This is a genomic window from Acinetobacter sp. ABJ_C5_2 (assembly GCF_044538485.1).
Classification (GTDB): Bacteria; Pseudomonadota; Gammaproteobacteria; order Pseudomonadales; family Moraxellaceae; genus Acinetobacter; species Acinetobacter nosocomialis_A.
Genome location: NZ_JBIUCS010000005.1, coordinates 23,603 through 48,501 on the forward strand (window position 1 = coordinate 23,603; position 24,899 = coordinate 48,501).

Here is a 24,899-nt window from a genome sequence, read left to right on the forward strand (position 1 = left end):
TTTTTAGATAAGTTTAGGTGTTAGTCAGACATAGTCATTAAGCTTGCATTGCCACCAGCCGCAGCTGTATTTACACTAATTGCACGTTCAATTACTAAACGTTCAAGTGGAATTGACTCGTTCGATTCAACATGTGTAATGCCAACAATCGCACCTGAGCGGCTAGCAATTTCTTGCTGTAATGAAAGAACCTCTTCACGACTACCATGGTGTAAAACAGCATCAAAATTATCTGATGTGATGTTTTTAACTGTAGTAATCGCATCAAGTACATCTTTTGGTAACGTTTGTTTATGTTTTGCCAACAATGGACTATTTGGCATTACCGCAGCTTGGCTACCCACTGCAAAAATTGCGAGCAATTGATGCAATTGATTTTGTTCAGTGTCTGCAATTGAAAGCACACGGTGACGCGGCAGAATAATATATTGGTTACTTTCCCCAGTAGGGCCTTGTAACTCATAAAACTTACCTACACCAAATGGTTCAATATCACGATTTGCTTGTGGTAAATGCTGTTTTGCCCAGTTTTGTAAGCTCTGATAAACCTCTCGGTTAAAGCCTTCATATGCAGTTTGTTCATTTTTCATAGCAAATGGCGTTGCCAATACTTTATTTGAACAATTTTGCATTAAGCGATACATGTAAAGCGGACCACCAGCTTTCGGACCTGTACCAGATAAACCTTCACCACCAAATGGTTGAACACCAACAACAGCACCAACAATATTACGGTTGATATAAAGGTTACCCACTTCAGCATGTTGAATAACGGTTTGGATGGTTTCATCAATACGGGTATGTAGACCCATTGTTAAACCATAACCTTTGGCATTAATACGTGAGATTAGTTGTTCAAGTTCGCCGTATTTATAGGTAATGATGTGTAAAACAGGACCAAAAACTTCGCGTTGTAAGTCATCGAGGTTAGGCAATTCAATTGCTGTTGGTACAACAAAAGTTCCCTTGTTCAATTCATTTTGACTAGATACACCAAACATCAATTGATGTACTGGATAGCCTTTAGACTTCATTTTTTGGATGTGCTGATCAATTGTCTGTTTTGCTTCTTCATCAATAACAGGACCAATATCCGTTTTTAAAATAGCAGGGTTACCAACAATTAACTGCTGCATTGCACCTTTAAGCATTTTAATAACGCTTGCAGCACTATCTTCTTGTACACATAAAATACGTAAAGCAGAGCAGCGTTGACCTGCGCTATCAAATGCAGAACTTACAACGTCAAGTACAACCTGTTCAGTTAATGCAGATGAGTCCACAATCATTGCATTCTGACCACCAGTTTCTGCAATGAGAGGAATAGATTGGCCATTAGCAGCCAAACGTTTTGCAACTGTTTTCTGCAAAATCTTTGCAACTTCAGTTGAGCCAGTAAACATGATGCCATCAATGCGTCGATCTTGGCTAAGCTGAGCACCTACTGTTTCACCACGACCAGGTAATAATTGTACAGCACCATGTGGAATACCAGCTTCCCATAAAATTTGCACTGCTTGAGCCGCGATTAAAGGTGTTTGTTCAGCAGGTTTTGCAATAACGCAGTTACCACTGACTAATGCTGCAGCAATTTGACCAGAGAAAATTGCAAGAGGGAAGTTCCACGGACTAATACAAAGTACAGTACCAAGCGGCTGAATAGTTGTATTTGCAGGAAGATTCTCAACTTGAGTTGCGTAGTAACGTAAGAAATCTACAGCTTCACGAACTTCTGCAATTGCATTGGCATAAGTTTTACCACTTTCACGGCAAAGTAATACCATTAACTCTTGAATACGACTTTCCATAAGGTCAGCTGCACGTTTTAAATATTGTGCGCGTTGATCTTTAGGTGTATTTGCCCATTCAATTTGTATCTGTTCAGCTGCATTCAATGCAATTTCTACATCATTAAGATCAGCTTCTTGTACATACCCAACAATTTCATCATTTTGTGCTGGGTTTGTAATTGCAACAGAATGGCGTTGTTCTGTTGATGCGTTATTTCCTAGTAATGGATGGCTTTGCCAAACACGGTTACGAAGTTGTTGAGCTGTGCTATCTAAAGCTTCAAGCGGCGTATCGTTTGCTAAGTCATATCCTTTAGAGTTTTTACGGAGTGTGCCATACATATCTAAAGGAAGAGGAATTGATGGGTGTTTTAAACCAATTGAACCTTCAAGCTTAGCTGCATTGCGTATATCGTAAATTGGAGACTGAATGAGGTCTTCAACTTTAAGTGTTTTATCGGCAATACGGTTAACAAATGAAGTATTTGCACCATTTTCAAGTAAACGACGAACAAGATAAGCTAACAACGTTTCATGGTTACCAACGGGAGCATAAATACGGCATGGCACACCTAATTTATTTTGCTCACGTGGACCAACAACTTGTTCATAAAGTGGTTCACCCATACCATGTAAGCATTGGAACTCATATTGACCAGCATAATATTTGCTTGGATCAGCTAAATGATAAATTGTTGCCAATGTCTGAGCGTTATGAGTCGCAAATTGTGGATAGATATATTCTGGCGCTGCAAGTAATTTTTTAGCACAAGCAATATAAGATAAATCTGTATGTACTTTACGTGTGAAGACAGGGTAGTCATCCATACCTTCGATTTGTGCTTTCTTAATTTCGCTGTCCCAATATGCGCCTTTCACAAGACGAATCATGAGGCGTTTTTGGCTGCGTTTAGCAAGATCAATAATATAATCAACTACAAAGAAACAGCGTTTTTGGTAAGCTTGAATAACGAATCCAATGCCTTTCCAGTTCGCTAGTTCTGGCTCGAAACAAAGACGTTCGAGTAACTCAAGCGAAATTTCTAAACGCTCTGACTCTTCAGCATCGATATTTAAACCAATATTGTAGTGTTTGGCTAAACGAGCAAGTTCAAATACTTTGCCGTAAAGTTCTTGATGAACACGTTCAATTTGCGCACGTTGATAACGAGGGTGTAAGGCAGAAAGCTTAATTGAAATACCTGGGCCATCGTAAACGCCTTTACCATTAGATGCCTTACCAATTGCATGGATAGCTTGCGTATAATCGTTAAAGTAGCGTTCAGCGTCATGGTCAGTTAAAGCTGCTTCACCTAACATATCGTACGAATAGCGAAAACCTTTGTCTTCAAGTACTTTCGCATGGTCTACAGCTTCTTCAATGGTTTCCCCAGTTACAAACTGTTCACCCATCATACGCATTGCAACATCAACTGCTTTACGAATAATGCCACGTCCACTACGTGCTAAAAGGCCAGTAAGTACACTTGAAAGACTAGTTTGCTTTGGTGTTTCCATCAGCTTACCAGTTAACATGAGGCCCCATGCAGCAGCATTGACAAACATTAAGCTGCTTTGGCCAACGTGTTCTTTCCAGTTACCTTGGTTGATTTTATCTCGAATCAGTAAATCACGTGTTGCTTTGTCTGGAATACGAAGCAAAGCTTCGGCAAGACACATTAAAGCCACACCTTCTTGTGAAGACAGAGAGAACTCTTGTAATAATCCTTGAACAATACCTGCTTTCCCAGAAGAGGTCTTACGTTCACGTAAATTATGGGCAAGGTTAAATGCAAGGTCATAAATTTTATGATCTAAATCATCAGATACTGCAGCAGCTTGTAATAACTCTTCTACAGCTTCAGGTTCGGCACGTCGCCAAGCTGTATTAATGCGCTGTTCAAACTCACTTTTATCGTTGAATTCGGTGATATAGCCTTGGTGAGATTTATCCATTTGATGAAAAGTATCCATTGTGTTCATATCTATTTCCGACAACCGACTCTCATAAACTCATCTTGAGTAGAGAGGTTTAGATAATTTATGATTACAGAAGAAACACCGAATAACTCACTATATTTAGCCTATTTTTTAGAGGAAAATTCAGATGAATGGCCCATTATTAAGCCTTGATCGCACTGATTTAAAAATTTTGGATATTCTTCAAACAGATGGGCGAATTTCTAATAGCAAATTAGCCGAAATGGTGAACTTATCTCCAACCGCTGTTATGGCTCGAGTGCAGAAGCTAACAAAAGATGAATTTATCTTGGGCTATGAAGCAAAATTGAATCCAATCAAACTGAATGCAAATTTTTTAGTGTTTGTAGAGGTCTTGCTTGATAAAACAACGCCTAACGTTTTAGACGAGTTTATTGATGCAGTTGTGCATTATCCAGAAATCGTTGAATGTCATATGGTCAGTGGCGGATTTGATTTTTTAATTAAATTACGAAGTGGCAGTATGGAGGAGTTTAGACGTATTGCTGGGCAGGTGCTATGGCAACTGCCGGGAGTGAAAGAAACCCGTAGTTACCCTGTAATGCAAGTAGTCAAAGATACTTCAAAAATTAAAATCAAAACTAAAAATAAATAAAAAGGGGCCGAAGCCCCTTTTTATTTTATTCATTTTTACACACTTTCTTTGTAGAGTTTGTCGCCTTGTTCAAAACGATCAGTCACATCAGAGTTTGGCGCTTTTGAAATTAAGCTTACTACAATGATGCTGATAAACGCACAGATAAAGCCAGGAATAATCTCGTAAACCCCAGTGCCTGCGAAAAGATTTTTCCAACCAATCACAACAACAGCACCTACGATCATGCCCGCTAAAGCACCTTCTAAAGTCATACGTTTCCAGAACAATGACAAGATGATGAGTGGACCAAATGCAGCGCCAAAGCCAGCCCATGCGTAAGCAACAAGACCAAGAACTTTACTGTCAGGATTACCTGCAAGTACAATTGCAAGAACTGCAATTGCAAGAACCATGATACGGCCAACCCATACAAGTTCTTTTTGAGATGCGTTTTTACGGATGAAACCTTTGTACAAATCTTCAGTTAGTGCACTTGAACATACTAAAAGCTGACAGCTTAATGTACTCATAACAGCAGCCAAGATAGCAGCTAGAATGATACCCACAAGCCATGGATTGAATAAAATTTTAGTCAATTCCATAAATACAGTTTCAGGGTTCTTACTTACAACTGTTGCAAGTTCAGGGTGTTGCTGGAAGTAAGCAATACCAAAGAAACCAGCACCGACTGCACCAACTAAACATAAAATCATCCAAGTCATACCAATACGGCGAGCAGCAGGAATTGATTTTACAGAGTCAGCAGCCATGAAACGTACAAGGATGTGCGGTTGGCCAAAATAGCCTAAACCCCAAGCCATTGAAGATAAAACGGCCACCACACTTAAATCTGAAACGATGTTAAATGCATGTGGGCGAGCAGTTTCAATAAGCGTTACAAACTGAGTTGTATCGCCAATTGCAAGGTAAGTTACGATTGGGGTGAGCAAAAGGGCAAAAATCATTAAGCCAGCTTGGAAAGTATCAGTCCAGCTAATTGCCAAGAATCCACCAATACAAACATAACTGATTGTTGCAATAGCACTTAACCAGATTGCGGTGGTATATGACATACCGAATAAATTTTCAAATAAACGAGCACCAGCTACCATACCTGAGGCACAGTAAATTGCGAAGAAAACCAAGATAATAACGGCAGAGAAAATACGAAGAATCTTTTTCTGGTCATCAAATCGACTTGTAAAATAGTCGGGCAGAGTGAGTGCATTATTTTGGATTTCAGTATGAACGCGTAATCGACCAGCAACCAGTAACCAGTTAAGCCAAGCACCGATAATTAGACCAATTGCAATCCACGCTTCAGATAAACCAGAAAGATAAATCGCTCCTGGTAAGCCCATGAGTAACCAACCACTCATGTCTGATGCGCCTGCGGATAATGCAGTAACGAAACTGCCTAAACTACGACCACCAAGAATATAATCAGAGAAGTCGCTTGTAGCACGGTAGGCGAATAAGCCAATAAGTACCATTGCTACGATGTACACCATAAACATGATGAGGGTGGGATCAAAATAACTCATAATGGATGTGTGTCCTTATATCCATAATCCGTGATTGTAACCTAATCCAGGTCGCTGTTTTCTTGTACGGCATTTCAAGAGGTTGAGATTCAACCACAAAAGAATTTTTTTGCTCTGTTATCTTTGTGATGTGTTTTATGTATTTTTATGTAAACAAGTGTAATTACAGTTACACTTTAAATTAAATTTATTTTAATCAATGATTTATATAAGTTAAATAATTCATTTATTCTTTAAAAAATTATAGGAATAGTAAATTAGGAATAGTAAATTTAGAAAATAGATCAGCTTGTTTGGTTACAAAATTAGCAATGACAATATATCACTCAAGAAAAAATTTGATATGAGTTGAGTGTTTTCGCATCAATTTCATGTGAAAAGACAACTTTAGAAGTGAAATCTGCAATAAAAATGAAAGAAATATTAGCTCGTCAACTGATGAAATAGCTCTTTCATACCTTCTGTGGCTGTCATATTTAATAGTTTATATTGAGATGGAACACGAGAATGATCTGCTTGAGGATCTATATAGTAGGCTTCAGTGTAATTTGGAATTTCATGAACTAAAGCAGCAACAGGATACACACTTAAGGTTGAACCAATAACAATGAAAATATCGGCTTCCTGTACTTGCTTTATGGCTTCTTCAAATGCGGGAACTGCTTCACCAAACCAAACTACATGAGGACGAAGTGGATAGCCATTTGGGCAAAAGTCATGTTCTAAGTCTAACTTCCAACCATTAATTTCATAAAACTCAGTTGTATATTGTGCATCTGGTCCAGAGCTTTTTGCTAATCGAATATTGCCATGTAGATGCAAGACATTGCGGTTACCAGCGCGCTCATGTAAATCATCAATATTTTGCGTAATAACCTGTACATCGAAATGGTTTTGTAGTTTGGCAATGTACTGATGAGCTTCATTTGGCTGAGCTTCTAAAATATTTTTACGGCGTTCGTTATAAAACCGCTGGACTAAAGCAGGGTCTTTGTTCCAAGCTTCTGGAGTGGCAACTTGTTGTATATCATAATTTTCCCATAGGCCATTACTGTCACGAAAAGTACTAATTCCACTTTCTGCGCTCATGCCTGCACCAGAAAATACAACAAGTCTTGTCATGTCAGTGATCCTATTCATCTGGTTTTTATAGCTGATTTATACATATATAAAAAAACCAGTTTAAAAGTAAACTGGTTTTTATTAAATATTGAAAGCGATGCTATCTTTTATAAGCCTGCTTCATATTCTGCATTTGTTAAAAGTTTTTCAACATCAGCTATGTTGTCTGGCTTGATTTTATAAATCCAGCCTTTCCCGTATGGGTCTTCATTTACAAAATCTGGATCATCTTCAAGGTCTGTATTTACTTCCACTACAGTACCAGAAACAGGAGCGTGGATATCAGAAGCAGTCTTAACTGATTCAACTACTCCAGCTTGTTCTCCAGCTGTTACTTTGCTGCCTACTTCAGGAGTCTCCACATAGACCAAGTCTCCAAGTTCATCTTGTGCATGGTCGGTAATTCCTGTAATAACAAGATCACCTTCAATTTTTACCCACTCATGTGTACGTGCATACTTCAATTCTGAAGGGTGGTTCATGACAACTCCTTAAGCTTGTGTCCAATATTTTAATAACATTATAAATAGGGGTCTTTGCGCCAGTTACTCGGACTACGGCCACTCCAGCGTTTGAATGCACGGCTGAAATTTGCGACATCGGAGTAACCAAGTTCATCTGCAATTTGTTCAAGGCTATAATCTGTACGTGAAAGTAATGACGTCGCATGACGATATCGGACTTCATCTACTAATGTTGAAAATGAAGTCCCTTCAGCTGCCAACTGTCGTTTTAAAGTACGATCTGACATATGTAGGTATTCTGCTACATTTTCTATGCTTAAGTAATGTTGTTCAGAATTACTTAAAATATCACGTACGCGCATTGCCAAACGGCGGCGTTCACCCAAAGCAGAGAGTTCAGCTTCACATTGGTTAATGGCAATTTGACTAGCGATTGGATCGGAATTAATTAATTTAATGCCTAAATATTTTTTATCAAAACTAGAAATTAAATGAGGCTGATTAAAGCGAATAGTGCTGCTGAGTTTGCTTCTATATTTATCAAAACCTGCTGGTTCTGAAAAATCTAGGTCGACATCGCCTGCTAAATCTTCGATACCTGTCATTGCTTTTGCCATTGTCATGATGCCAATGGTTAAGCCTAAAACAATTTCGGTACGAAGTGGTTCTAACTCAATATCACACTGTAATTGTAATGTGGCTTTGGGACCGAATGTAGAAAAATAAAGTTGTAAAAAGGGTAAGCGTAACTGGATAAAACGAGCAGCAAGAGCAATCGCTTCGGTAATATCTTTTGCTGTCATTATCGCGTAGCCAATAAACCCATGAATTGAAATACGCATTTGAGTGCCAATATGGAAACCCAATGTACTTTCACCAGTGAGATTTAAGGCATGTTTAACCAGCTCATTTGCTACAGGTGTTGAAATACGATATTCAGGATCGGCCAATTGCTCACTCGTAAGATGAAAAGGGGCAAATAATGTTTCATCGTTGTATCCCCAACGTGAAACAACATCTAATAGCAATAAACCATAGACTCCTGGTATACCTTGATCTTGACGAGCTGAGGTAATTTTCATATGCGTTCCGTTGCTCTCATCAATTTTCTACGTGCATTTCTTACACATCTTGTCATGAAATATAATTTGAGTTTATAAAAACTGTTAGACAATCATATCAACGATTCGTTAAACATTCTTTTTAAAGACAACGATTTTTGTCGTTGAAATAAGTAAAACATCCCCATGATGATTTAAGGCTTGCGTAACGTAACTTACAATACCACGATCCAATTTTGTTTTGGATGGTGTAATCGCGGAAATTTCAGCTTCAACATGAATACGGTCACCTGGACGGGTTGGACGAGGCCAACGTAGACTCGACTCCGAACCCACTAGTCCACCATGAATTGGCATACATTCAGTCCATAAGCGCATCGTAATTGCAGAGGTATGCCACCCACTGGCAGCAATACCTTTAAAAATGGGATCTTCTTTGGCTAGCTCTTCATCTGTATGGAAAGGCTGAGGGTCATAGTGGCTTGCAAATTGTTTGATTTCATCTAGTGTAATTTCATATTCACGACTGATAAAACGATCACCAATTTTTAAATCTTCTAAATAAAGCATTAATCCTGACCCTGTACTACTTTTTGCTCAATAAGAAAACCGCCAGTTTGACGTTTCCATAATTGTGCATATATACCATCTTTGGCAATTAATTCTTCATGGGTGCCTTGCTCTGCAATTTTACCTTCATCAAGAACAATTAAACGGTCCATTTGAGCAATGGTAGACAAACGGTGAGCAATTGCAATAACTGTTTTATCTACCATCAGGTCATTTAAACTAGACTGAATAGCTGCTTCAACTTCTGAGTCTAATGCACTTGTTGCTTCATCTAATATTAAAATTGGTGCATCTTTTAAGAAAACACGTGCAATAGCGATACGTTGTCTTTGACCGCCTGAAAGTTTAACACCACGCTCACCAACCTGTGCGTCATAACCAGAACGACCTTTTAAGTCGACAAGTTGGGGAATAAACTCGGCTGCCTTTGCTTTATGCACTGCGCTTTGCATGTCTAGATCGGTTGCATCTGGACGGCCATATTTAATATTTTCAGCAACTGAGCGATGTAGTAGAGAGGTATCTTGAGTAACTAAAGCAATATTCGCTCTCAAACTATCTTGGGTAACATCTTCAATATTTTGCCCATCAATTAAAATTGCACCTTCTTTAAGATGGTAAAAGTGTAAAAGTAATTGAATGAGGGTAGATTTTCCTGCACCTGAGCGGCCAACGATACCAATCTTTTCACCCGCTTTAATATGTAGGTTAAAGTGATCGATGACATTTTTATTGTTATAGGCAAAGGTAACATCTTTAAATACGATTTCACCTTGCTTTACTGTAAGTGGTTTTGCATCTGGTTTGTCTTGAATATTAATTTTCTTACCAAGAGTTTGCATACCATCTTGAATAGTCCCAACATTCTCAAATAAAGCTGACATATGCCACATCATAAACTCAGCCATGCTATTCAGTTTTAAAATCATCGCGGTAGTCGCCGCAATTACACCTAATGCTGCTAAGCCTTGTGTCCATAGCCAGACTGCAGTACCAATTACACCTATAAATAAAACAGCAGAGAGTAGATTAATGCTGACTTCAAAAAGAGTACCTAAACGCATTTGCGCATAGACTGTTGACATAAACTCTTTCATTGACGCTTTTGCATACTGACTTTCACGCCCAGCATGTGCAAATAATTTAACTGTTTGAATATTTGTATAAGCATCAGTTACACGGCCAGTCATCACGGCACGAGCGTCAGCTTGTTGTTGGGAAACTTTGCTTAAACGTGGAATAAAGAACCAAGCACTTAATAAAAATAGTCCCAACCAAACCATAAGGGGAATAAGTAAAGTTGGTGAAATTGCACCCAGAACAATACTAACGGTAATAAAGTAAATGCTGACGTAAGCCAACATATCACCCAAAATTATCCAAAATTCGCGTATAGCTAATGCTGTTTGCATCACCTTTGCTGAAAGGCGTCCCGCAAAATCATTATGGAAAAAGTCTAGGCTTTGCTTTAATAAAAGGTTGTGGAAGCGCCAGCGTAAGCGCATTGGGAAAGTACTATATAAAATTTGGTGTTTTATAACAGATTGAATATTAACAAATAAAATATTGGCGAATAAAACACTAATTAAAATAAGGACATTGGACGCATGTTGGCTTAAAAAACTTTCAGGCTGGCTATTACTCAGCCAATCTACTAATTGTCCAATTTTTGAAAAAAGTAAGGCTTCAAAGCTAGCTGCACCAGCTGTACAAATAATCAGTAATAGTAAATATGGGCGTACACCCTCAGTAGCTTGCCAAACAAATGGGAAAAAGCGAGTTGGTAAGGGCTCATCCAGACCTTTGGTTGGATAAGGATCTACAAGTTTTTCAAACCACTTCAGCATGAATGACTACCTTTATACATCAGCTACTTTATTAAAATTTCGCAATTTAATTTGCAATAAAGTCAGTTAGATCAAACCTGATAAAGATGTTGATCTGTTGGGTGTGTTGGTACACGTCAAAGTCTATGTTGTATATCTTTGGCTAAAACTGACATGATTTAGACAAGACATAAATTTGGAATCGGGAAAAGCCTAAGAGGCATGGTAAAGACAAAATGTTTTATTCATTATATCGATAATAATAGATGAAGTGGTGAATGAATTTGCCCAGAATGTAATTTTTATAAGATTTTTTAATAAATGATAAAATATTGATATTTACTGCTAAGCAGCATGAGCCTTTATCTCAATATTGATAAAGGCTCTCATGATAATTACCACATTAAATCATCTGGAATTACATATGCTGCATATGGATCTTCTTCATCGGTAGTTTGTTCATTTTTCTCTGCATTATTAATTAAAATAAAGCCTTGCATTTTTTGATCAATTTTTTCAGCCAAAGCCTTTGGTAGATACGCGTATTGATCTTGATCTTTTGCAATGACTAAACTACCTGTTACAAGTGCATTGTAGACTTGCTGAGATAGGTATACTTTTTTAATTTTATTTTCATCAATAAATTGATATGCAACATCTCCAGCAAAATCTGCAATTTTATGTTGTTTAATCATTTGAATGATTGAAGCCTTTAATGCTTTTTCTTCGAGTTGCTGCTGCTTTTCTAGATTCAAAGCTTGGTCTTTTGCTTGCTTCTCTTTTTGAGCTTTTTCAATATTTGCTTTGATTTCTGCTTCATTACTTTGACCAGTACGCTGTTCATGCTGAGCTTGCTTGGTGAGTTTTTTTGCTTTTTTATTGTCAACTAAACCGGCTTTGAGTAACTGAGCTTGTAAGGCATTTTTAACCATGACTTAATCCGAATCTGAAGAGGAAGAACTATGAAAATAAACGGCCCAATACGAAATACTGAGAGTTAAGCTTAAAATTGCTGGAAGCAAAAATGATTGCAATTTTAAGTAGGGGTGAACTGAAGCAGCAATTATACCACCAATAAGAAAACCTGAAAAAATAAGTAGATGTAAAATAATACGACGGTTTTCTACTTTTAAACCACGTGCCATATAACCAAGCGCAAGCCCAAGGTCTGTTAAGACACCCGATAAATGAGTGGTTCTGATAATAGTTCCTTTATAATGGCTCACCATCGCATTTTGTAACCCCATGGCGACACAGGCCCATAATAATCCATATTTGGGGAAATAAGGCAGTAATAACCAGCAAAGAAAAATAAAGAGGGCAACTAGGCTTAAAGGAAGGCCATAGCGACGGCCTAATTTAAAATAGCTATTACCTAAAATAAAGCCGCTATAAAATGATCCACATACGTAACACAGTATAACAAGTACTAAATATATGATGTGTTCAAATTGCCAGTTTACCAAACTCATCGCTAGCATACTGACATTACCTGTCATATGCGAAACTGACTGATGTAAAAGGGTGATTAGCCCTAATACATTAATCATTCCGGCATTTATAGCCAGTAAAAAGGTACCCAGCTGGAACCAGTTTGGTAAACGTTGAAATGGCATGTTCTCTAAGAGTTTTGTTTTGAGCGAATATCAACTGCGGCTGTAAATAAAACATCGGTAGATGAGTTAAGAGCCGTTTCCGTTGAATCTTGTAATACACTAATAATCATACCCACTGCAACAACTTGCATCGCAATTTCTGATGAAATACCAAATAAACTACAAGCTACAGGAATTAAAAGTAATGAACCACCTGCAACCCCAGATGCTCCACATGCTGAAACTGTAGCGACTACAGATAAAATAATCATAGTTGCTAAATCAACATGAATTCCTAAAGTATGGACAGTTGCCAAGGTAAGCACAGTAATCGTAACAGCTGCACCAGCCATGTTAACAGTAGCACCTAAAGGAATAGAAACGCTTGCAGTAGATGGGTTAACACCTAAACGTTCAGCTAAATCGAGATTAACTGGAATGTTAGCTGCTGAGCTGCGGGTGAAGAATGCGGTAATACCACTTTCTTTTAAGCATTTAAAAACAAGTGGGTATGGGTTACCACGAATTGTTAAACCCACCAAAATTGGATTAACTACAAGGGCAACAAAAAGCATTGTTCCTAGTAGAACAGCTAATAATTGTGCATAGCTTTCAAGCGTTGCTAAACCAGCATCGGCAAAAGTTACTGCCACTAAACCAAAAATACCCACCGGAGCAAATGCAATCACTTTATGAATAATCGCGCTCACTGCATGTGAAACATCATGCATTACTTGTTTAGTGGTATCTGAGCTGTGGCGCATTGCTAAACCGAGACCAATCGCCCATGCAAGAATACCAATAAAGTTTGCTTCGCTAATCGCTTGTACTGGGTTTGCAATAAAACTTAAAAGCAAGTTTTTTAATATATCAGCGAGACTACCTGGCGCTTGTAAGTTGTTATGCGAAACAGTGTTGAGAAATAAGGTGCTTGGAAAAGATAAGCTTGCTACAACAGCACTAAAAGCGGCTAATAACATACCTACTACATATAATAGTAAGACTGGACGTAAATTTGCACTGTGACCAACCTGAAAGTTGGCAATCGATGAGAGAACTAGGACAAAGACTAAAATAGGGGCAACCGATTTCAATGCTTTAATGAACAGTTCACCAAACAAGCTTAGGTAGGGCGTAACGTTTGGAAATAAGAGAGCAACGCCTATCCCTAAAATAATGGCGATAATAATTTTGGTGACTAAGCTTAATCGAGAAAAGAATTCAAGCATATAAAGGCCTTATTAACCTATTCGTGGCTAAAGGTTGAACAAGCGGAGTATTTTATACTTAAGTGATGTGAATCTTAAGCTTTTTTATACTCACTAATCAGTTTTATAAAAAATGGTAATATTAAGTATTTGTTTTTAAAATATTAAAATAGGAATATCAAAGTAATTAAAATGATGTTTTGCTTATATTACAGACAATAATGGAAATAAGCAGACTTAATTATTGAGGTTTAAGTCGAGTTAAGGGAGATATAAAAAGAAATAGGGAGATTATTTTTGTTTTCAATAGATTTGAATGCTAGAAAAACTACGCGAATTTTCAGTCCTCTTTGCTTGGATCATTACCAGCTACCAAGTTGAAAAATCGCATATTTCAGGAATACATTAATATTATTATAATTTTATAAGTTCAGCGCAGTTATTCTATACAGTATAACTGATAAAGCGTATTTAAAATGGAGTGCATCTTATCATCCTTTATGGAGTAGAAAATTTGTTTGCCATCACGACGTGTTGAAACGACATCACTTTTACGTAGCATCATCAATTGTTGTGAAAGGGTGGGTTGGGTGATTTGTGTTTTCTCTTCGATTTGAGAGACATTCAACTCCTCATGAGCTAAGTGACATAAAATTAATAAACGGTCAGTGTTAGCTAAAGACTTTAATGTTCCTACGACTGAATCAGCCGCATTTTTCATTTCTTCAATTTGGAGTCCATCTTTCATACTTTATACCTATATCAATATGGCCGGCATAGTATAGATTGATCTTATGAAAATGAATGTAGCAAAACTAATCAATCCAATTGTTTTTGTTGAAAAGGTTTATAAGTGTAATTGATAAATATATAACATTATTAAGGTATAACAATAATTTGTAGTTGTTTTGTGTCAAAAGTGTTGCATTGTGTGAGAAGCGTAATTGTTAAGTATAAATGAAACAATGTCAAAGAAAATAAATCCTCTTTTTTGCTCCATCAATAGTTAATTCTGATTTATGTTTAAAAGGAGAATAAAAAAAGATTGAGTTTTTACTTTTTAAGGATATAATCGATCCTGTACAGACAGGTCTGTATATTCTAGTTTGGGATGTATAGTCCAAAAAAAACGTCTAACTCTAGACTAGAATGACTTTCAGACGCAGCGTGATGAATAAGAAGAAGATTCAACAGTATAAGAAGAATAATATCACGCTTTATTTTTTAGTGTGCAACTTTTTCAAACTCAATAAGTTTCTCTACACGCTTCCAATAGTCATAAATTTTTACTGAGCCATGTTCGACTTGAGCTTGAATGGTCATGCCTTCTAATATATTGACTAATAGCAATGCTAGAGGACGAGACTCTTCAATTTCATGCTGGACAAGAAGGTCTTGCATGAGTTGCGTTAACCATATTTTATATAAAGTCGCTGGTTGATGTGTTGAAGGGTATTGTTTTAATACTTCTTCTAAAGCTTTTTGAAACATACAGCCATTAAAGTCTTCGCTATTAAACCAATCTGAATACCATAAGAAAATTGCTTTGATACGACTCAACGGATCGTTTTCATCTTCTTTAGATATAGCAGCAGTCAGAGAATTCTGTAAAAGTGAGTTTCTTAATAATAAACACTCTTCAATAAGTTTCTCTTTTGAAGGGAAGTATTTATAAAATGTCATTTTTGCTACACCAGACTCACTGATGATACGATCAACCCCTATAGAGTTATAACTATATGAGTTAAAAAGTCTTAAAGCAGTGGTAATGATGTCATCTTTTTTTGACATATTTTAGTAGCCTCACACAAAAAAATTGCTCTTAGCCTAAATGGTCGAGTGTATAAATAAAAAGCACGAACGCACAATTTTACATTGTATTGATTGTTATTGATAGAAAAAAATGGGTTTTTTAAAAGCAATAGAAGTTCAAAGCATAATGCTCTAGGTATGAATTTTATATTTATTGAAAAAATTTCTATGTCTTAATCACACGTATTAACTAGATAATTTTTTGATGTAGAAAAATAAATTTATACCATAGACATATAGCCATAAAATAGATTTAAAGAATGGTATATTTAAACATGTATTTATAAAAGAAAAAAGGAGAAATTTTATAAATTCCTCCTTTTAATGTATTTAGGCGATATTATTCTGCAGGTGGCAGTAACATAAGAATTGAATCATTCAATAATTGAACAATATTCTCTAAAATATCTAAACTGCTCAGCTGGTCGTTGAAAGGGATGCTTTCTCCATCTGCAATTGCTTTGAGTTGAGTGGCAAAAGATTCCACAATTGGTAAATCTTCTCCATTACCCCAAAACTTTAAAGCGCCATTTTGTTCTGTATAAAGTAGACGAGAAGCTGGTTCAAGCAATAGTTCATAACCTTCTGACAAAATAGCATTGAGATCTTCAATTTCGATTTCGTCTGGTTCAGGAATGTTATCGGGATATTTAGGCTCAGTCATATATGCCATGATGGCAGCATCAAGTACTGATGAGTTTTGCAACTGAGCTAAAACTAACTCTCTTAAATAAGCCAATTCTTCTTTATTAATTTCACCAACTTGAGGAATATTCTTTCGAGCAATATCCACAACTGGATTCTGTAGTAATTCATCAGTCGCAAATTGATCGCTAATTCTATCGATCATGCCTGAAACATTAGGCATACGGAAACCAAATGAGAAAGTTAAACAATCATCTTCGGCAACACCATAATGTGATAATCCTGGTGGGACATATAATAAGTCACCAGGCGCTAAAACCTCATCAAAATGAACATCGATCTCTGGCAATAGCTTTAATGGTTGATTAGGAACAAGTTCAGTGCTTACATCACACATTTGGCCTAATTGCCAACGACGGTGGCCATGTCCTTGAACGAGAAATACATCATAAAAGTCAAAATGTTTTCCAACTGAACCACCTTTAGGGGCATAAGAAACCATGATGTCATCACGACGCCATTGGGGAATGAAAGGAAATTTCTTCCATAAACCAGCTAAATCAAATGAGTAGTGGTCAACTGCTTGTACCAAAAGCGTCCATAGCTTTGGTAATTTTTGAAAGTCACCTTTGGTTAGAGGAGAGGACTTTACGTGCCATTCATTTGGATTTTTGTCTTTCTGGCGGATAAGACGCGCACTAACATGATCTTCTAAAGCAAATTCTCTCACATCATTTGGCTCTAACATGCCAATGATTTCAGGCATGGCATTACGCACAAGTAATGGTTTCTTCTGCCAATATTCTGTTAAAAACTGTTCAGCAGTAATGCCGCCTAGAACGGTTAAAGGTTCTGTCATGGAGATAACCTATAAGTAAGCTAAAAAATATTAAGGAATTTGAAGTTCAAGCTGTCTTAAAATCTGACAAAGCTGAATCATGGGTAAACCCATTAGGATGGTTTGATCTTGGCCTATCATTTTCTCAAATAAACTAATGCCAAGACTTTCACACTTAAAACTTCCAGCACAATGAAGGGGGTGGTCTAAATCGACATATCTCTCGATTTCAAGCTGAGTTAAATTGCGAAATTTAACTTGATAATGTTCAACTAGAGTATGTTCAAAGTTTTTTTCAAGACATTGGACGCTTAAGGCTGTACTAAAAAAAACTGTTCTAGCTGAGTTCGCTGCTAACTGGGCTTTAGCATTTTCAATTGTTAATGGTTTGCCAATAAAATCATGAGGTGCATGTTCGCGCCATGCGACTTGATCTGATCCAATTACAATCGCTTGAGGATTTTTCTGAGCAATCACCTGAGCTTTAGTAAATGCTAGTCTTTTCGCTAAATCATCAGCATGAGTCTCGCCACGAGGACTCTCATCAATATCTGGACTAATACAGATATATTCGATTCCCAAACGATTCATCAAATCCTTACGTGTTTGACTACTCGATGCCAAAATAATTTGAGGGTGTTTCATTACACTGCATATTCCATCAATACATCTAATGGGACATAGCTTAATACTGCTTGATGGCAGGCATGAAGTTTGACAGGTGGTGCTTGACCAGCTTGATATGCTTCTACCCAGCGAGTTACGCAAATGCACCAGAAGTCACCTGGTTGTAGGCCGGGAAAGCCGGCTTCAGGTAGAGGCGTAATGAGATCGTTGCCAACTTTTTGCGAAAAATTTAAAAAATCAGATGTCATTTGAGCACATACGGTATGTTGCCCAAGATCTGTTACAGCTGTATGGCAAAAACCATTTCGAAAGTAACCCGTAATAGGGTCAAAGCAACAGCTTGCTAAAGGTTCACCTAAAACATTTAAACGATTGATTTGTGGATCTGGATGAATAGACATAATGGATGAAATATTAAATTACTACCTCTATCATAATCAAAACTTTGGCTTTCTACAGCTTTTATGCAAAAAAACTAACCTTTTTTGATGTAATCATTTAAAATTGGCGCGTTTTTAAAATCATAAAGAGAGCTTTACATGAATTTTCAGCGTATGACTGACCTTAACTTAGTAGGTAAACGTGTACTTATTCGTGAAGATTTAAACGTTCCTGTTAAAAATGGTGTGATTACCAGCGATGCTCGTTTACGTGCAGCACTTCCAACAATAAAAGCTGCTTTAGAAAAAGGCGCGGCTGTAATGGTATTTTCGCATTTAGGTCGTCCTGTTGAAGGTGAACCAAAGCCTGAGCAATCGCTTGCTCCAGTTGCAGCATATTTAACTGAAGCACTAGGCCAAGAAGTTAAATTATTTACTGACTATCTTGATGGCGTAGAAGTTCAAGCTGGCCAAGTAGTTTTGCTTGAAAATGTTCGTTTTAACGCGGGTGAAAAGAAAAATAATCCGGAGCTTGCACAAAAGTATGCTGCTTTATGTGATGTATTTGTGATGGATGCATTCGGTACTGCTCACCGTGCAGAAGCTTCTACAGAAGGCGTAGCACGTTTTGCTCCTATTGCAGCTGCTGGTCCATTATTAGCTGCTGAATTAGATGCACTTGGCCGTGCAATGCAAACCCCTGAAAAACCAATGGTGGCTATTGTTGCTGGCTCTAAAGTTTCAACAAAACTTGATGTTTTAAACTCATTGTCTACTATTTGCGATCAACTTATTGTTGGTGGTGGTATTGCAAATACTTTCCTAGCAGCTGCAGGTTACAACGTTGGTAAATCTTTATACGAAGCTGACTTGATTGAAACGGCAAAACAAATCGCTGCTAAAGTAAGTGTTCCACTTCCTACAGATGTTGTTGTTGCTGATGCATCTCAAATTAATTTTGAAGATTTCTTAGGTTCTTTAGCAGCAGCACAAGCAGTTGTTAAAAAAGTTGAAGACGTAACAGCAAATGACATGATTTTAGATGTGGGTCCTGAAACAGCTAAAGCATTTGCAAATATTTTAACAACATCAAAAACGATTCTTTGGAATGGTCCTGTTGGCGTATTTGAAGTTGATCAATTTGGTGAAGGTACTAAAGCACTTTCTCTTGCAGTTGCTCAATCTGACGCATTCTCGATTGCTGGCGGTGGCGATACTCTAGCTGCGATTGATAAATATAATGTTGCTGACCAAATTGGCTATATTTCAACTGGTGGTGGTGCATTCCTTGAGTTTGTTGAAGGTAAAACTTTGCCGGCAGTTGCAGTTTTATTAGAACGTGCATAATACATATATGTAAAAATAAGAAGGGGTTGGGTTCAACCCCTTTTTCATGGATAAGTCATTAAATTGTCATATTTCTGAAATAAAATAATGAGCACTAAATCACCAATTGTGGAAAATAGTGATGAATTTAAAACTTACCTTAGCTGCTTTGTTAATTGTTCCAGTGATGTTGACTGCTTGTGCTAAAAAAGAAGAGTCTTCTAAAGCAGGGCAAGGTGCTGCTTCTACAGCAGTTGCTGATAAAGTAACTCCTGAACAGCAAGCTACAATTGATTCGCTTGATAAGCCAGTTTTAGATGAAAAGAATACCGATGTGGTTGAAGGTGGCGCGTCTAGCGAGCCGGCTGCTTCAGAAACTCATTAATTTGTTGTATTTTGTTAAAAAGTCCCTGCAAATGCAGGGATTTTTTTTGAAATACTGTGATTTGTTGCTGAATTGAAATAAATGACAAGGTAGAATAAGCCGCACTACCTGGGAGGATATTATGGCACTCATTTCAATGCGCCAGCTCTTGGATCACGCTGCAGAACATAACTACGGCGTACCAGCATTTAACGTAAATAACTTAGAACAAATGCGTGCAATTATGCTTGCCGCGGATGCAACCAATTCACCTGTAATTGTTCAGGCATCAGCTGGAGCTCGCAAATATGCAGGCGCTCCATTCTTGCGCCATCTTATTTTGGCTGCAATTGAAGAATGGCCGCACATTCCAGTGGTAATGCACCAAGACCATGGTACAAGCCCTGATATCTGTCAACGTTCAATTCAGCTTGGCTTTAGCTCTGTAATGATGGACGGTTCATTAGGTACAGACGGTAAAACACCTACATCTTACGAATACAACGTTGATGTAACTCGTAATGTTGTTGCTTTGGCACATGCATGTGGTGTTTCTGTTGAAGGTGAGATTGGCTGTTTAGGTAGCCTTGAAACTGGTATGGCTGGCGAAGAAGATGGTGTTGGTGCGGAAGGTGTACTTGATCACTCACAACTTCTTACTTCTGTCGAAGAAGCGACTCAATTTGTTGCTGATACCAATGTAGATGCATTAGCGATTGCTGTGGGTACTTCACATGGTGCTTACAAATTCACTCGTCCACCTACAGGCGATATCTTGGCAATTGACCGTATTAAAGAAATTCATGCGGCATTACCAAATACTCACCTTGTTATGCACGGTTCAAGCTCTGTACCACAAGAATGGTTGAAAGTAATCAATGAATTCGGTGGTGATATTAAAGAGACTTATGGTGTACCTGTTGAGCAGCTTGTAGAAGCAATTAAACATGGTGTACGTAAGATCAATATCGATACAGACTTGCGTTTAGCATCTACTGGTGCAATTCGTCAGTTTATGGCTGAAAACCCAGCTGAATTTGATCCACGTAAATACTTTGCTAAAACTGTAGATTCAATGAAGCAAATTTGTATTGATCGTTATGAAGCATTTGGTACAGCTGGAAATGCTGACAAGATCCGTCCAATTTCTTTAGAGAAAATGGTTGATCGTTATAAATAATTCCCGTTAGGGTTTGATTTATAGAAACCGGTTATGTAAATAACCGGTTTTTTTATTCGCCAGATTTTATTCATAAAAAAACCTGTGATAACACAGGTTTTAATAGCAGCAAAAAGACTTACTTTTGTAAGTTCTTTTTGTCGAGGCTAGGGTCTTTAATTTCTACATATGCATTAGCACGTACTTCTCGTAACCAGCTATCAACTTCGGTATTGAATTGACGCTCACCTAAAATTTGACGTGCCATACGCTCTTGATATTCATGAGTCATATCTTTTTCGCGTTTATCTGTCACTTGTAGAATATGCCAGCCAAATTGAGTTTGGAAAGGTTCACTAATTTGACCTACAGGAATTTCCTGCATTTTTTTGTCAAACTCAGGAACCATCATGCCTGGTGTAACCCAACCTAAACTACCACCATCACGTGCTGAACCTGTATCATTTGAATAGGTTGCAGCAAGCGTAGCGAAATCTTGTCCTGCCTTTAATCGCTTGTAAATGCTGTCAATAATTTGTTTCGCATTTTCAGGACTTACCACTTCAGATGGTTGAATAAGAATATGGCGAGTTTGATATTGCGGTACCAATGCTTTTTGTTCATTTTGCTTGCGTTCTAAGAGTTTTAGAACATGTACACCATCACGTACAGAGATTAGATCAGTTGTTTGACCATCTTGGAGTGGAGTAATACGAGCAGCAAGCTCTGCTGGAATATCAGAAAGAGGGCGGAATCCCATATCTGCACCTTCAACTTTTACTGTCGCAGTTGAAAGTTTTTTGAGAGCATTTAAATCATTGCTTTGAGCAAGCTTTGAGCGAACTTCTTTGGCTACATTCTGAACTTCTTGAGGGTTGTCTCCAGCAATTCGCATATGAATCACGTGAGCCTGATTACCAAGAGCAGCTTGTCCTTGTGGTGACTTTAAAAAATTGTCGACATCTTGGTCACTAATTTTAATACGAGACATCACTTGTTGCTGACGTAGGCGATTAATTGCTAAATCTTCAGCAATACGGCCTCGTAAGTTTTCATATGTTCCTGGAGCAATTGCATCTAACTTTTGTTGAAAGGCTTCTAGACTTTTACTGCCGGATTGACTTGCTACTTTTAGTACTGCCTCGTTTAGACTTTTCTCATCAGGTTTAATGCCATAACGTTTTACTTGTTCAAGTTGAGCTTGACGTAAGATGAGTTGATCTAAAACCTGAAATTGTAGGTATTGTTGAGGTGGTACTTCTTTTTTTTGTGCTTGCAATTCGTGAGCAGCTTCTGCCATTCCTTGTTCAAGGTCACTTTTTAAAATTACGCTATTGTCCACAATTGCCACAACTTCATCAGTGGGTTGGGCAAAACTATGCATTGATGAAGATATTAATACAGCAAGGGTTGTTGCTTTAAAAAACTGTTTAAGATGCTTTGCCTTCATTAACGTTGTGTCCAAGATTGATTAATTTTGTTAAAACCTAACACGCGATTTTCGAGTAAAGATGCGAGTTTATTGTTTAAACCACCTAAACCTTTGAGTGTAATTTCAGCCATGATTGCGCGTTTTTCACTAACATTCGAAGCCTTCGGATCATCTAGGTCGTTATAGTAAGAACGACCGTAGACTGAGACACCCCAACAGCATGATTCGTAGTTAACACCAAGCAAAATTTCACGGGCAACATCATTGTCCATGTCATATTGTACGTGGCCCATAATACGCCAATTGTCTTTAATTGGTTGTATAAACGATGCAACAACTTGATCGTAAGTATCTTGACGACCAGGGATATCTTTACGATAGAAGTAACCTAAGTTGTATAGGTTGCCTTTGTCACCTGTATAGTAAACTTGGAAGTCTCGCTGAGCATTATCACCGTTTGACATCCAAGCCGAATTGGCTGCAATAGTAAAGTTTTGGTTGAGTTGACTTGATAAGCTTACAACTGGTCCTGTATTACGTTCTGTATCAATTTTATCTTGTTCGTTTAATGTAACGCGGCGGTCTTCAAAGTAATAACTTTGGCCCACGCTTGCACGTAAACGTTCTAAGCCTACCGTATCAAATAAACTATAACTTACACCAAGTGATAAGAAATTGTTGTCTTCAAGGCGGTCATGCCCGTAGAAGCGGTAAGGGTTAAATAATTGATCGTAATTAACCGATGCTGAAGTTGAGTCAAAGTTTGGATAACCAGTCTGATTTTTGTACGGAGCATAAGCATAAAATGCACGAGGTGTAATGGTTTGTAGATATTTACCATCGCGCTCAAATGTCAGACCAGTATCTAAAGTAAACTGAGGTACAACAACTGACTTGGATTCTGAACTAGCATCTAGGCCTTGTGAGGCAATACTGTCTTTGTCATAGAAAGTCTGAATAGAACGTACAGACACTTCAGGGATAACAAAAGCTGCCGGTGTTCGATAGTTATAACGTGTTGCGAACTGGTTATAAATACGCGTACCGCTACTTTCCTGAGCAGAATCGTCATTAATTGATTTTTTAAAGTATGCCGTATCGTTATTAAATTCGTATTGTAATCCTTGTGGGTTACCAGTGACATAATTTAATAAAAACTGTGGTAAACGTGCATAAGGTTTATTTACATCCTTAATTAAAGGGTCTAGCGTTTGGAAGTCTTCAACTTTAAGTTGAGCTTTTAAACCTGGAATACCATGTTGATAGTTTAACTCCCAAGCTCTGCGTAAATTTAGATCGGTTTTAGTGTTTGGACTGTGATCTAAATCCGCAAAATAATCTTTATCCGATGCATAACGATATTCAAGATTAGTTGACCACTGATCGTTAATATCCCAGTTATGGAGGAAATTAAAGTTTTTACGATCTTTATCATCGTATTTTTTATCAGATGGAAGTATGCCACCCCATATCTGGCCGGAACCGAAACCATCTGTTAAATATCGGAACGAACCTTGTAGCATTGCTCCACGATCTGCTAAATATCGCGGAGTAACCGTTGCATCATAATTAGGTGCAAGGTTTAAATAAACTGGTACTGAAAGTTCAACACCACCATCGTTTGAGAAACCAAACTGTGGGTTAAGAATACCTGTAGTTCGACGGTCATCAATTGGGAAGTTAAAGTATGGGACTGCTATAACTGGAACATCTTTAACATAGATCTTTGCATTACGAGTGACGCCTCGACCAGTTTCCTGATTCAGCTCAATTTTATTAGCCTGAATTTTCCAAGCAGGTTTTTGACCTGGTGGACAAGTGGTATAGCTTGCATCATTAAGAACCATTACATTTGGAGATGTTCTTTCGATTTTTCCAGCGTGACCATGTGCATGCTGCTGTTCAGAAATATAAAAACTATTATTTAAATCGCCAGTTTGAGTCTTTAAATTGTAATTAATTTCATCACTTTGAGAGAGTAAGCCGCCTTGGGCTAACTGAACTCGACCTTGTGCATGAGCAAATGTTTGAGTTTTATCGATGGTGACTTTATCGGCACGAACAGTACGACCTTCTTGGTCTATTACTACGTTTCCTTCTAGCTCAGAGTCACCAGCAGGGTTGTAATGACCGTAATCGGCAGTTACAACCGATGTAGCCTTATCTGCATCTAATGCTTTAGTTTCAGGATTGATTGGTGTAATCCAAGTTCCTTGGCAAAATGCCGAACTCAAATATTTATTATTGCGCAACTGCGCCTCAGGTGCAGATTTATCAACATAATATTGTTGAAAGAATTCCTGCCCTGGATAGGCTTCTTTAATACTCGCCTTAAGTTGATTATTGTCTATGTTGGAGACAACACCAGCTGACTCAGCATAACTTGATTGTATGGAGCCACATAAGAGCGTAAAAATAGCGGTCGCTAAAGGATTAAATTTAAACTGATGCTTCATTGTCTCATTAACCAAGTATGCTAATTCACAATTAATTATTGTCGCATCATAGAGAAAAAGTTTATAAGTGGCTACACTTAACCCTTCAAAAATCTCAGCTTG

General features: G+C 37.7%; 21 protein-coding genes. 4 read left to right on the forward strand and 17 right to left on the reverse strand.

Annotated features, from left to right (window positions below; genetic code table 11):
* Positions 1–20 precede the first annotated feature (20 nt).
* On the reverse strand, positions 21–3,773 hold the full coding sequence (gene putA, locus ACH8JV_RS08275; RefSeq protein WP_396520637.1) for a trifunctional transcriptional regulator/proline dehydrogenase/L-glutamate gamma-semialdehyde dehydrogenase: 3,753 nt from the start codon (positions 3,771–3,773) through the stop codon (positions 21–23).
* Between the two features lie 124 nt (positions 3,774–3,897).
* On the opposite strand from putA, the gene ACH8JV_RS08280 reads away from it, so the two are divergent.
* Positions 3,898–4,386 (forward strand): Lrp/AsnC ligand binding domain-containing protein, encoded by a 489-nt coding sequence (locus ACH8JV_RS08280; protein WP_019458967.1) that lies wholly within the window; start codon positions 3,898–3,900, stop codon positions 4,384–4,386.
* Positions 4,387–4,421: 35 nt separating this feature from the next.
* On the opposite strand, the gene putP is transcribed toward ACH8JV_RS08280, so the two are convergent.
* The 14 genes from putP to ACH8JV_RS08350 all read right to left on the reverse strand — a co-directional run bounded on the left by putP (position 4,422) and on the right by ACH8JV_RS08350 (position 18,081).
* Entirely contained in the window at positions 4,422–5,912 is a 1,491-nt protein-coding gene (gene putP / locus ACH8JV_RS08285; protein ID WP_134261611.1) for a sodium/proline symporter PutP, read from the reverse strand.
* Positions 5,913–6,335: 423 nt separating this feature from the next.
* Positions 6,336–7,043 (reverse strand): NAD-dependent deacylase, encoded by a 708-nt coding sequence (locus tag ACH8JV_RS08290; protein WP_311088067.1) that lies wholly within the window; start codon positions 7,041–7,043, stop codon positions 6,336–6,338.
* A gap of 98 nt (positions 7,044–7,141) precedes the next feature.
* Positions 7,142–7,516 (reverse strand): glycine cleavage system protein GcvH, encoded by a 375-nt coding sequence (gene gcvH / locus ACH8JV_RS08295; RefSeq protein ID WP_001016341.1) that lies wholly within the window; start codon positions 7,514–7,516, stop codon positions 7,142–7,144.
* 38 nt (positions 7,517–7,554) lie between these two features.
* Positions 7,555–8,580, reverse strand: coding sequence for an AraC family transcriptional regulator ligand-binding domain-containing protein (locus tag ACH8JV_RS08300; RefSeq protein WP_396520639.1), 1,026 nt, complete (start codon positions 8,578–8,580; stop codon positions 7,555–7,557).
* 108 nt (positions 8,581–8,688) lie between these two features.
* Positions 8,689–9,129, reverse strand: coding sequence for a MaoC family dehydratase (locus ACH8JV_RS08305; RefSeq protein ID WP_396520641.1), 441 nt, complete (start codon positions 9,127–9,129; stop codon positions 8,689–8,691).
* Positions 9,129–10,976 carry an ABC transporter ATP-binding protein gene (locus ACH8JV_RS08310; RefSeq protein WP_396520643.1) on the reverse strand — a complete coding sequence of 616 codons (1,848 nt, stop codon included), beginning with the start codon at positions 10,974–10,976 and terminating at the stop codon, positions 9,129–9,131. Before ACH8JV_RS08310 ends, ACH8JV_RS08305 begins: the two co-directional genes overlap by 1 nt.
* 374 nt (positions 10,977–11,350) lie before the next feature.
* Positions 11,351–11,887 carry a DUF2058 domain-containing protein gene (locus ACH8JV_RS08315; RefSeq protein WP_263613572.1) on the reverse strand — a complete coding sequence of 179 codons (537 nt, stop codon included), beginning with the start codon at positions 11,885–11,887 and terminating at the stop codon, positions 11,351–11,353.
* A gap of 3 nt (positions 11,888–11,890) precedes the next feature.
* On the reverse strand, positions 11,891–12,571 hold the full coding sequence (locus tag ACH8JV_RS08320; RefSeq protein WP_396520645.1) for a YoaK family protein: 681 nt from the start codon (positions 12,569–12,571) through the stop codon (positions 11,891–11,893).
* Positions 12,572–12,576: 5 nt separating this feature from the next.
* Positions 12,577–13,779: a serine/threonine transporter SstT gene (gene sstT / locus ACH8JV_RS08325; RefSeq protein WP_396462979.1), complete on the reverse strand. Its 1,203-nt coding sequence runs from the start codon at positions 13,777–13,779 to the stop codon at positions 12,577–12,579.
* A 418-nt stretch (positions 13,780–14,197) separates the two neighbouring features.
* On the reverse strand, positions 14,198–14,506 hold the full coding sequence (locus ACH8JV_RS08330) for a metalloregulator ArsR/SmtB family transcription factor (RefSeq protein WP_263613574.1): 309 nt from the start codon (positions 14,504–14,506) through the stop codon (positions 14,198–14,200).
* A gap of 476 nt (positions 14,507–14,982) precedes the next feature.
* Entirely contained in the window at positions 14,983–15,549 is a 567-nt protein-coding gene (locus ACH8JV_RS08335; protein WP_263613575.1) for a TetR/AcrR family transcriptional regulator, read from the reverse strand.
* A 361-nt stretch (positions 15,550–15,910) separates the two neighbouring features.
* On the reverse strand, positions 15,911–17,074 hold the full coding sequence (locus ACH8JV_RS08340) for a JmjC domain-containing protein (protein WP_396520647.1): 1,164 nt from the start codon (positions 17,072–17,074) through the stop codon (positions 15,911–15,913).
* A gap of 30 nt (positions 17,075–17,104) precedes the next feature.
* Complete coding sequence (locus ACH8JV_RS08345) at positions 17,105–17,698, reverse strand: Maf family protein (protein ID WP_396520649.1); 594 nt, start codon at positions 17,696–17,698, stop codon at positions 17,105–17,107.
* Positions 17,698–18,081 (reverse strand): DUF2237 family protein, encoded by a 384-nt coding sequence (locus tag ACH8JV_RS08350; protein ID WP_002050020.1) that lies wholly within the window; start codon positions 18,079–18,081, stop codon positions 17,698–17,700. The genes ACH8JV_RS08345 and ACH8JV_RS08350 overlap by 1 nt, the downstream gene beginning before the upstream one ends.
* Before the next feature lie 138 nt (positions 18,082–18,219).
* On the opposite strand from ACH8JV_RS08350, the gene ACH8JV_RS08355 reads away from it, so the two are divergent.
* The 3 genes from ACH8JV_RS08355 to fba all read left to right on the forward strand — a co-directional run bounded on the left by ACH8JV_RS08355 (position 18,220) and on the right by fba (position 20,930).
* Positions 18,220–19,407 (forward strand): phosphoglycerate kinase, encoded by a 1,188-nt coding sequence (locus ACH8JV_RS08355; RefSeq protein ID WP_396520651.1) that lies wholly within the window; start codon positions 18,220–18,222, stop codon positions 19,405–19,407.
* 121 nt (positions 19,408–19,528) lie between these two features.
* On the forward strand, positions 19,529–19,771 hold the full coding sequence (locus ACH8JV_RS08360; RefSeq protein ID WP_396520653.1) for a hypothetical protein: 243 nt from the start codon (positions 19,529–19,531) through the stop codon (positions 19,769–19,771).
* Between the two features lie 121 nt (positions 19,772–19,892).
* Positions 19,893–20,930 carry a class II fructose-bisphosphate aldolase gene (fba, locus tag ACH8JV_RS08365; protein ID WP_002121428.1) on the forward strand — a complete coding sequence of 346 codons (1,038 nt, stop codon included), beginning with the start codon at positions 19,893–19,895 and terminating at the stop codon, positions 20,928–20,930.
* Between the two features lie 118 nt (positions 20,931–21,048).
* Here fba and ACH8JV_RS08370 read toward each other — a convergent pair whose 3' ends face one another.
* On the reverse strand, positions 21,049–22,359 hold the full coding sequence (locus tag ACH8JV_RS08370) for a peptidylprolyl isomerase (RefSeq protein ID WP_396520655.1): 1,311 nt from the start codon (positions 22,357–22,359) through the stop codon (positions 21,049–21,051).
* Positions 22,359–24,797, reverse strand: a complete 2,439-nt coding sequence (locus ACH8JV_RS08375) for an LPS-assembly protein LptD (protein WP_396520657.1) — start codon at positions 24,795–24,797, stop codon at positions 22,359–22,361. Before ACH8JV_RS08375 ends, ACH8JV_RS08370 begins: the two co-directional genes overlap by 1 nt.
* Positions 24,798–24,899 lie beyond the last annotated feature (102 nt).

Coding starts and splice junctions, on each gene's coding strand:
- putA (WP_396520637.1), bottom strand. CDS start 3,773: ATGAACACAATGGATACTTTTCATCAAATGGATAAATCTCACCAAGGC.
- ACH8JV_RS08280 (WP_019458967.1), top strand. CDS start 3,898: ATGAATGGCCCATTATTAAGCCTTGATCGCACTGATTTAAAAATTTTG.
- putP (WP_134261611.1), bottom strand. CDS start 5,912: ATGAGTTATTTTGATCCCACCCTCATCATGTTTATGGTGTACATCGTA.
- gcvH (WP_001016341.1), bottom strand. CDS start 7,516: ATGAACCACCCTTCAGAATTGAAGTATGCACGTACACATGAGTGGGTA.
- ACH8JV_RS08300 (WP_396520639.1), bottom strand. CDS start 8,580: ATGAAAATTACCTCAGCTCGTCAAGATCAAGGTATACCAGGAGTCTAT.
- ACH8JV_RS08305 (WP_396520641.1), bottom strand. CDS start 9,129: ATGCTTTATTTAGAAGATTTAAAAATTGGTGATCGTTTTATCAGTCGT.
- ACH8JV_RS08310 (WP_396520643.1), bottom strand. CDS start 10,976: ATGCTGAAGTGGTTTGAAAAACTTGTAGATCCTTATCCAACCAAAGGT.
- ACH8JV_RS08315 (WP_263613572.1), bottom strand. CDS start 11,887: ATGGTTAAAAATGCCTTACAAGCTCAGTTACTCAAAGCCGGTTTAGTT.
- ACH8JV_RS08320 (WP_396520645.1), bottom strand. CDS start 12,571: ATGCCATTTCAACGTTTACCAAACTGGTTCCAGCTGGGTACCTTTTTA.
- sstT (WP_396462979.1), bottom strand. CDS start 13,779: ATGCTTGAATTCTTTTCTCGATTAAGCTTAGTCACCAAAATTATTATC.
- ACH8JV_RS08330 (WP_263613574.1), bottom strand. CDS start 14,506: ATGAAAGATGGACTCCAAATTGAAGAAATGAAAAATGCGGCTGATTCA.
- ACH8JV_RS08335 (WP_263613575.1), bottom strand. CDS start 15,549: ATGTCAAAAAAAGATGACATCATTACCACTGCTTTAAGACTTTTTAAC.
- ACH8JV_RS08340 (WP_396520647.1), bottom strand. CDS start 17,074: ATGACAGAACCTTTAACCGTTCTAGGCGGCATTACTGCTGAACAGTTT.
- ACH8JV_RS08345 (WP_396520649.1), bottom strand. CDS start 17,698: ATGAAACACCCTCAAATTATTTTGGCATCGAGTAGTCAAACACGTAAG.
- ACH8JV_RS08350 (WP_002050020.1), bottom strand. CDS start 18,081: ATGTCTATTCATCCAGATCCACAAATCAATCGTTTAAATGTTTTAGGT.
- ACH8JV_RS08355 (WP_396520651.1), top strand. CDS start 18,220: ATGAATTTTCAGCGTATGACTGACCTTAACTTAGTAGGTAAACGTGTA.
- ACH8JV_RS08360 (WP_396520653.1), top strand. CDS start 19,529: ATGAATTTAAAACTTACCTTAGCTGCTTTGTTAATTGTTCCAGTGATG.
- fba (WP_002121428.1), top strand. CDS start 19,893: ATGGCACTCATTTCAATGCGCCAGCTCTTGGATCACGCTGCAGAACAT.
- ACH8JV_RS08370 (WP_396520655.1), bottom strand. CDS start 22,359: ATGAAGGCAAAGCATCTTAAACAGTTTTTTAAAGCAACAACCCTTGCT.
- ACH8JV_RS08375 (WP_396520657.1), bottom strand. CDS start 24,797: ATGAAGCATCAGTTTAAATTTAATCCTTTAGCGACCGCTATTTTTACG.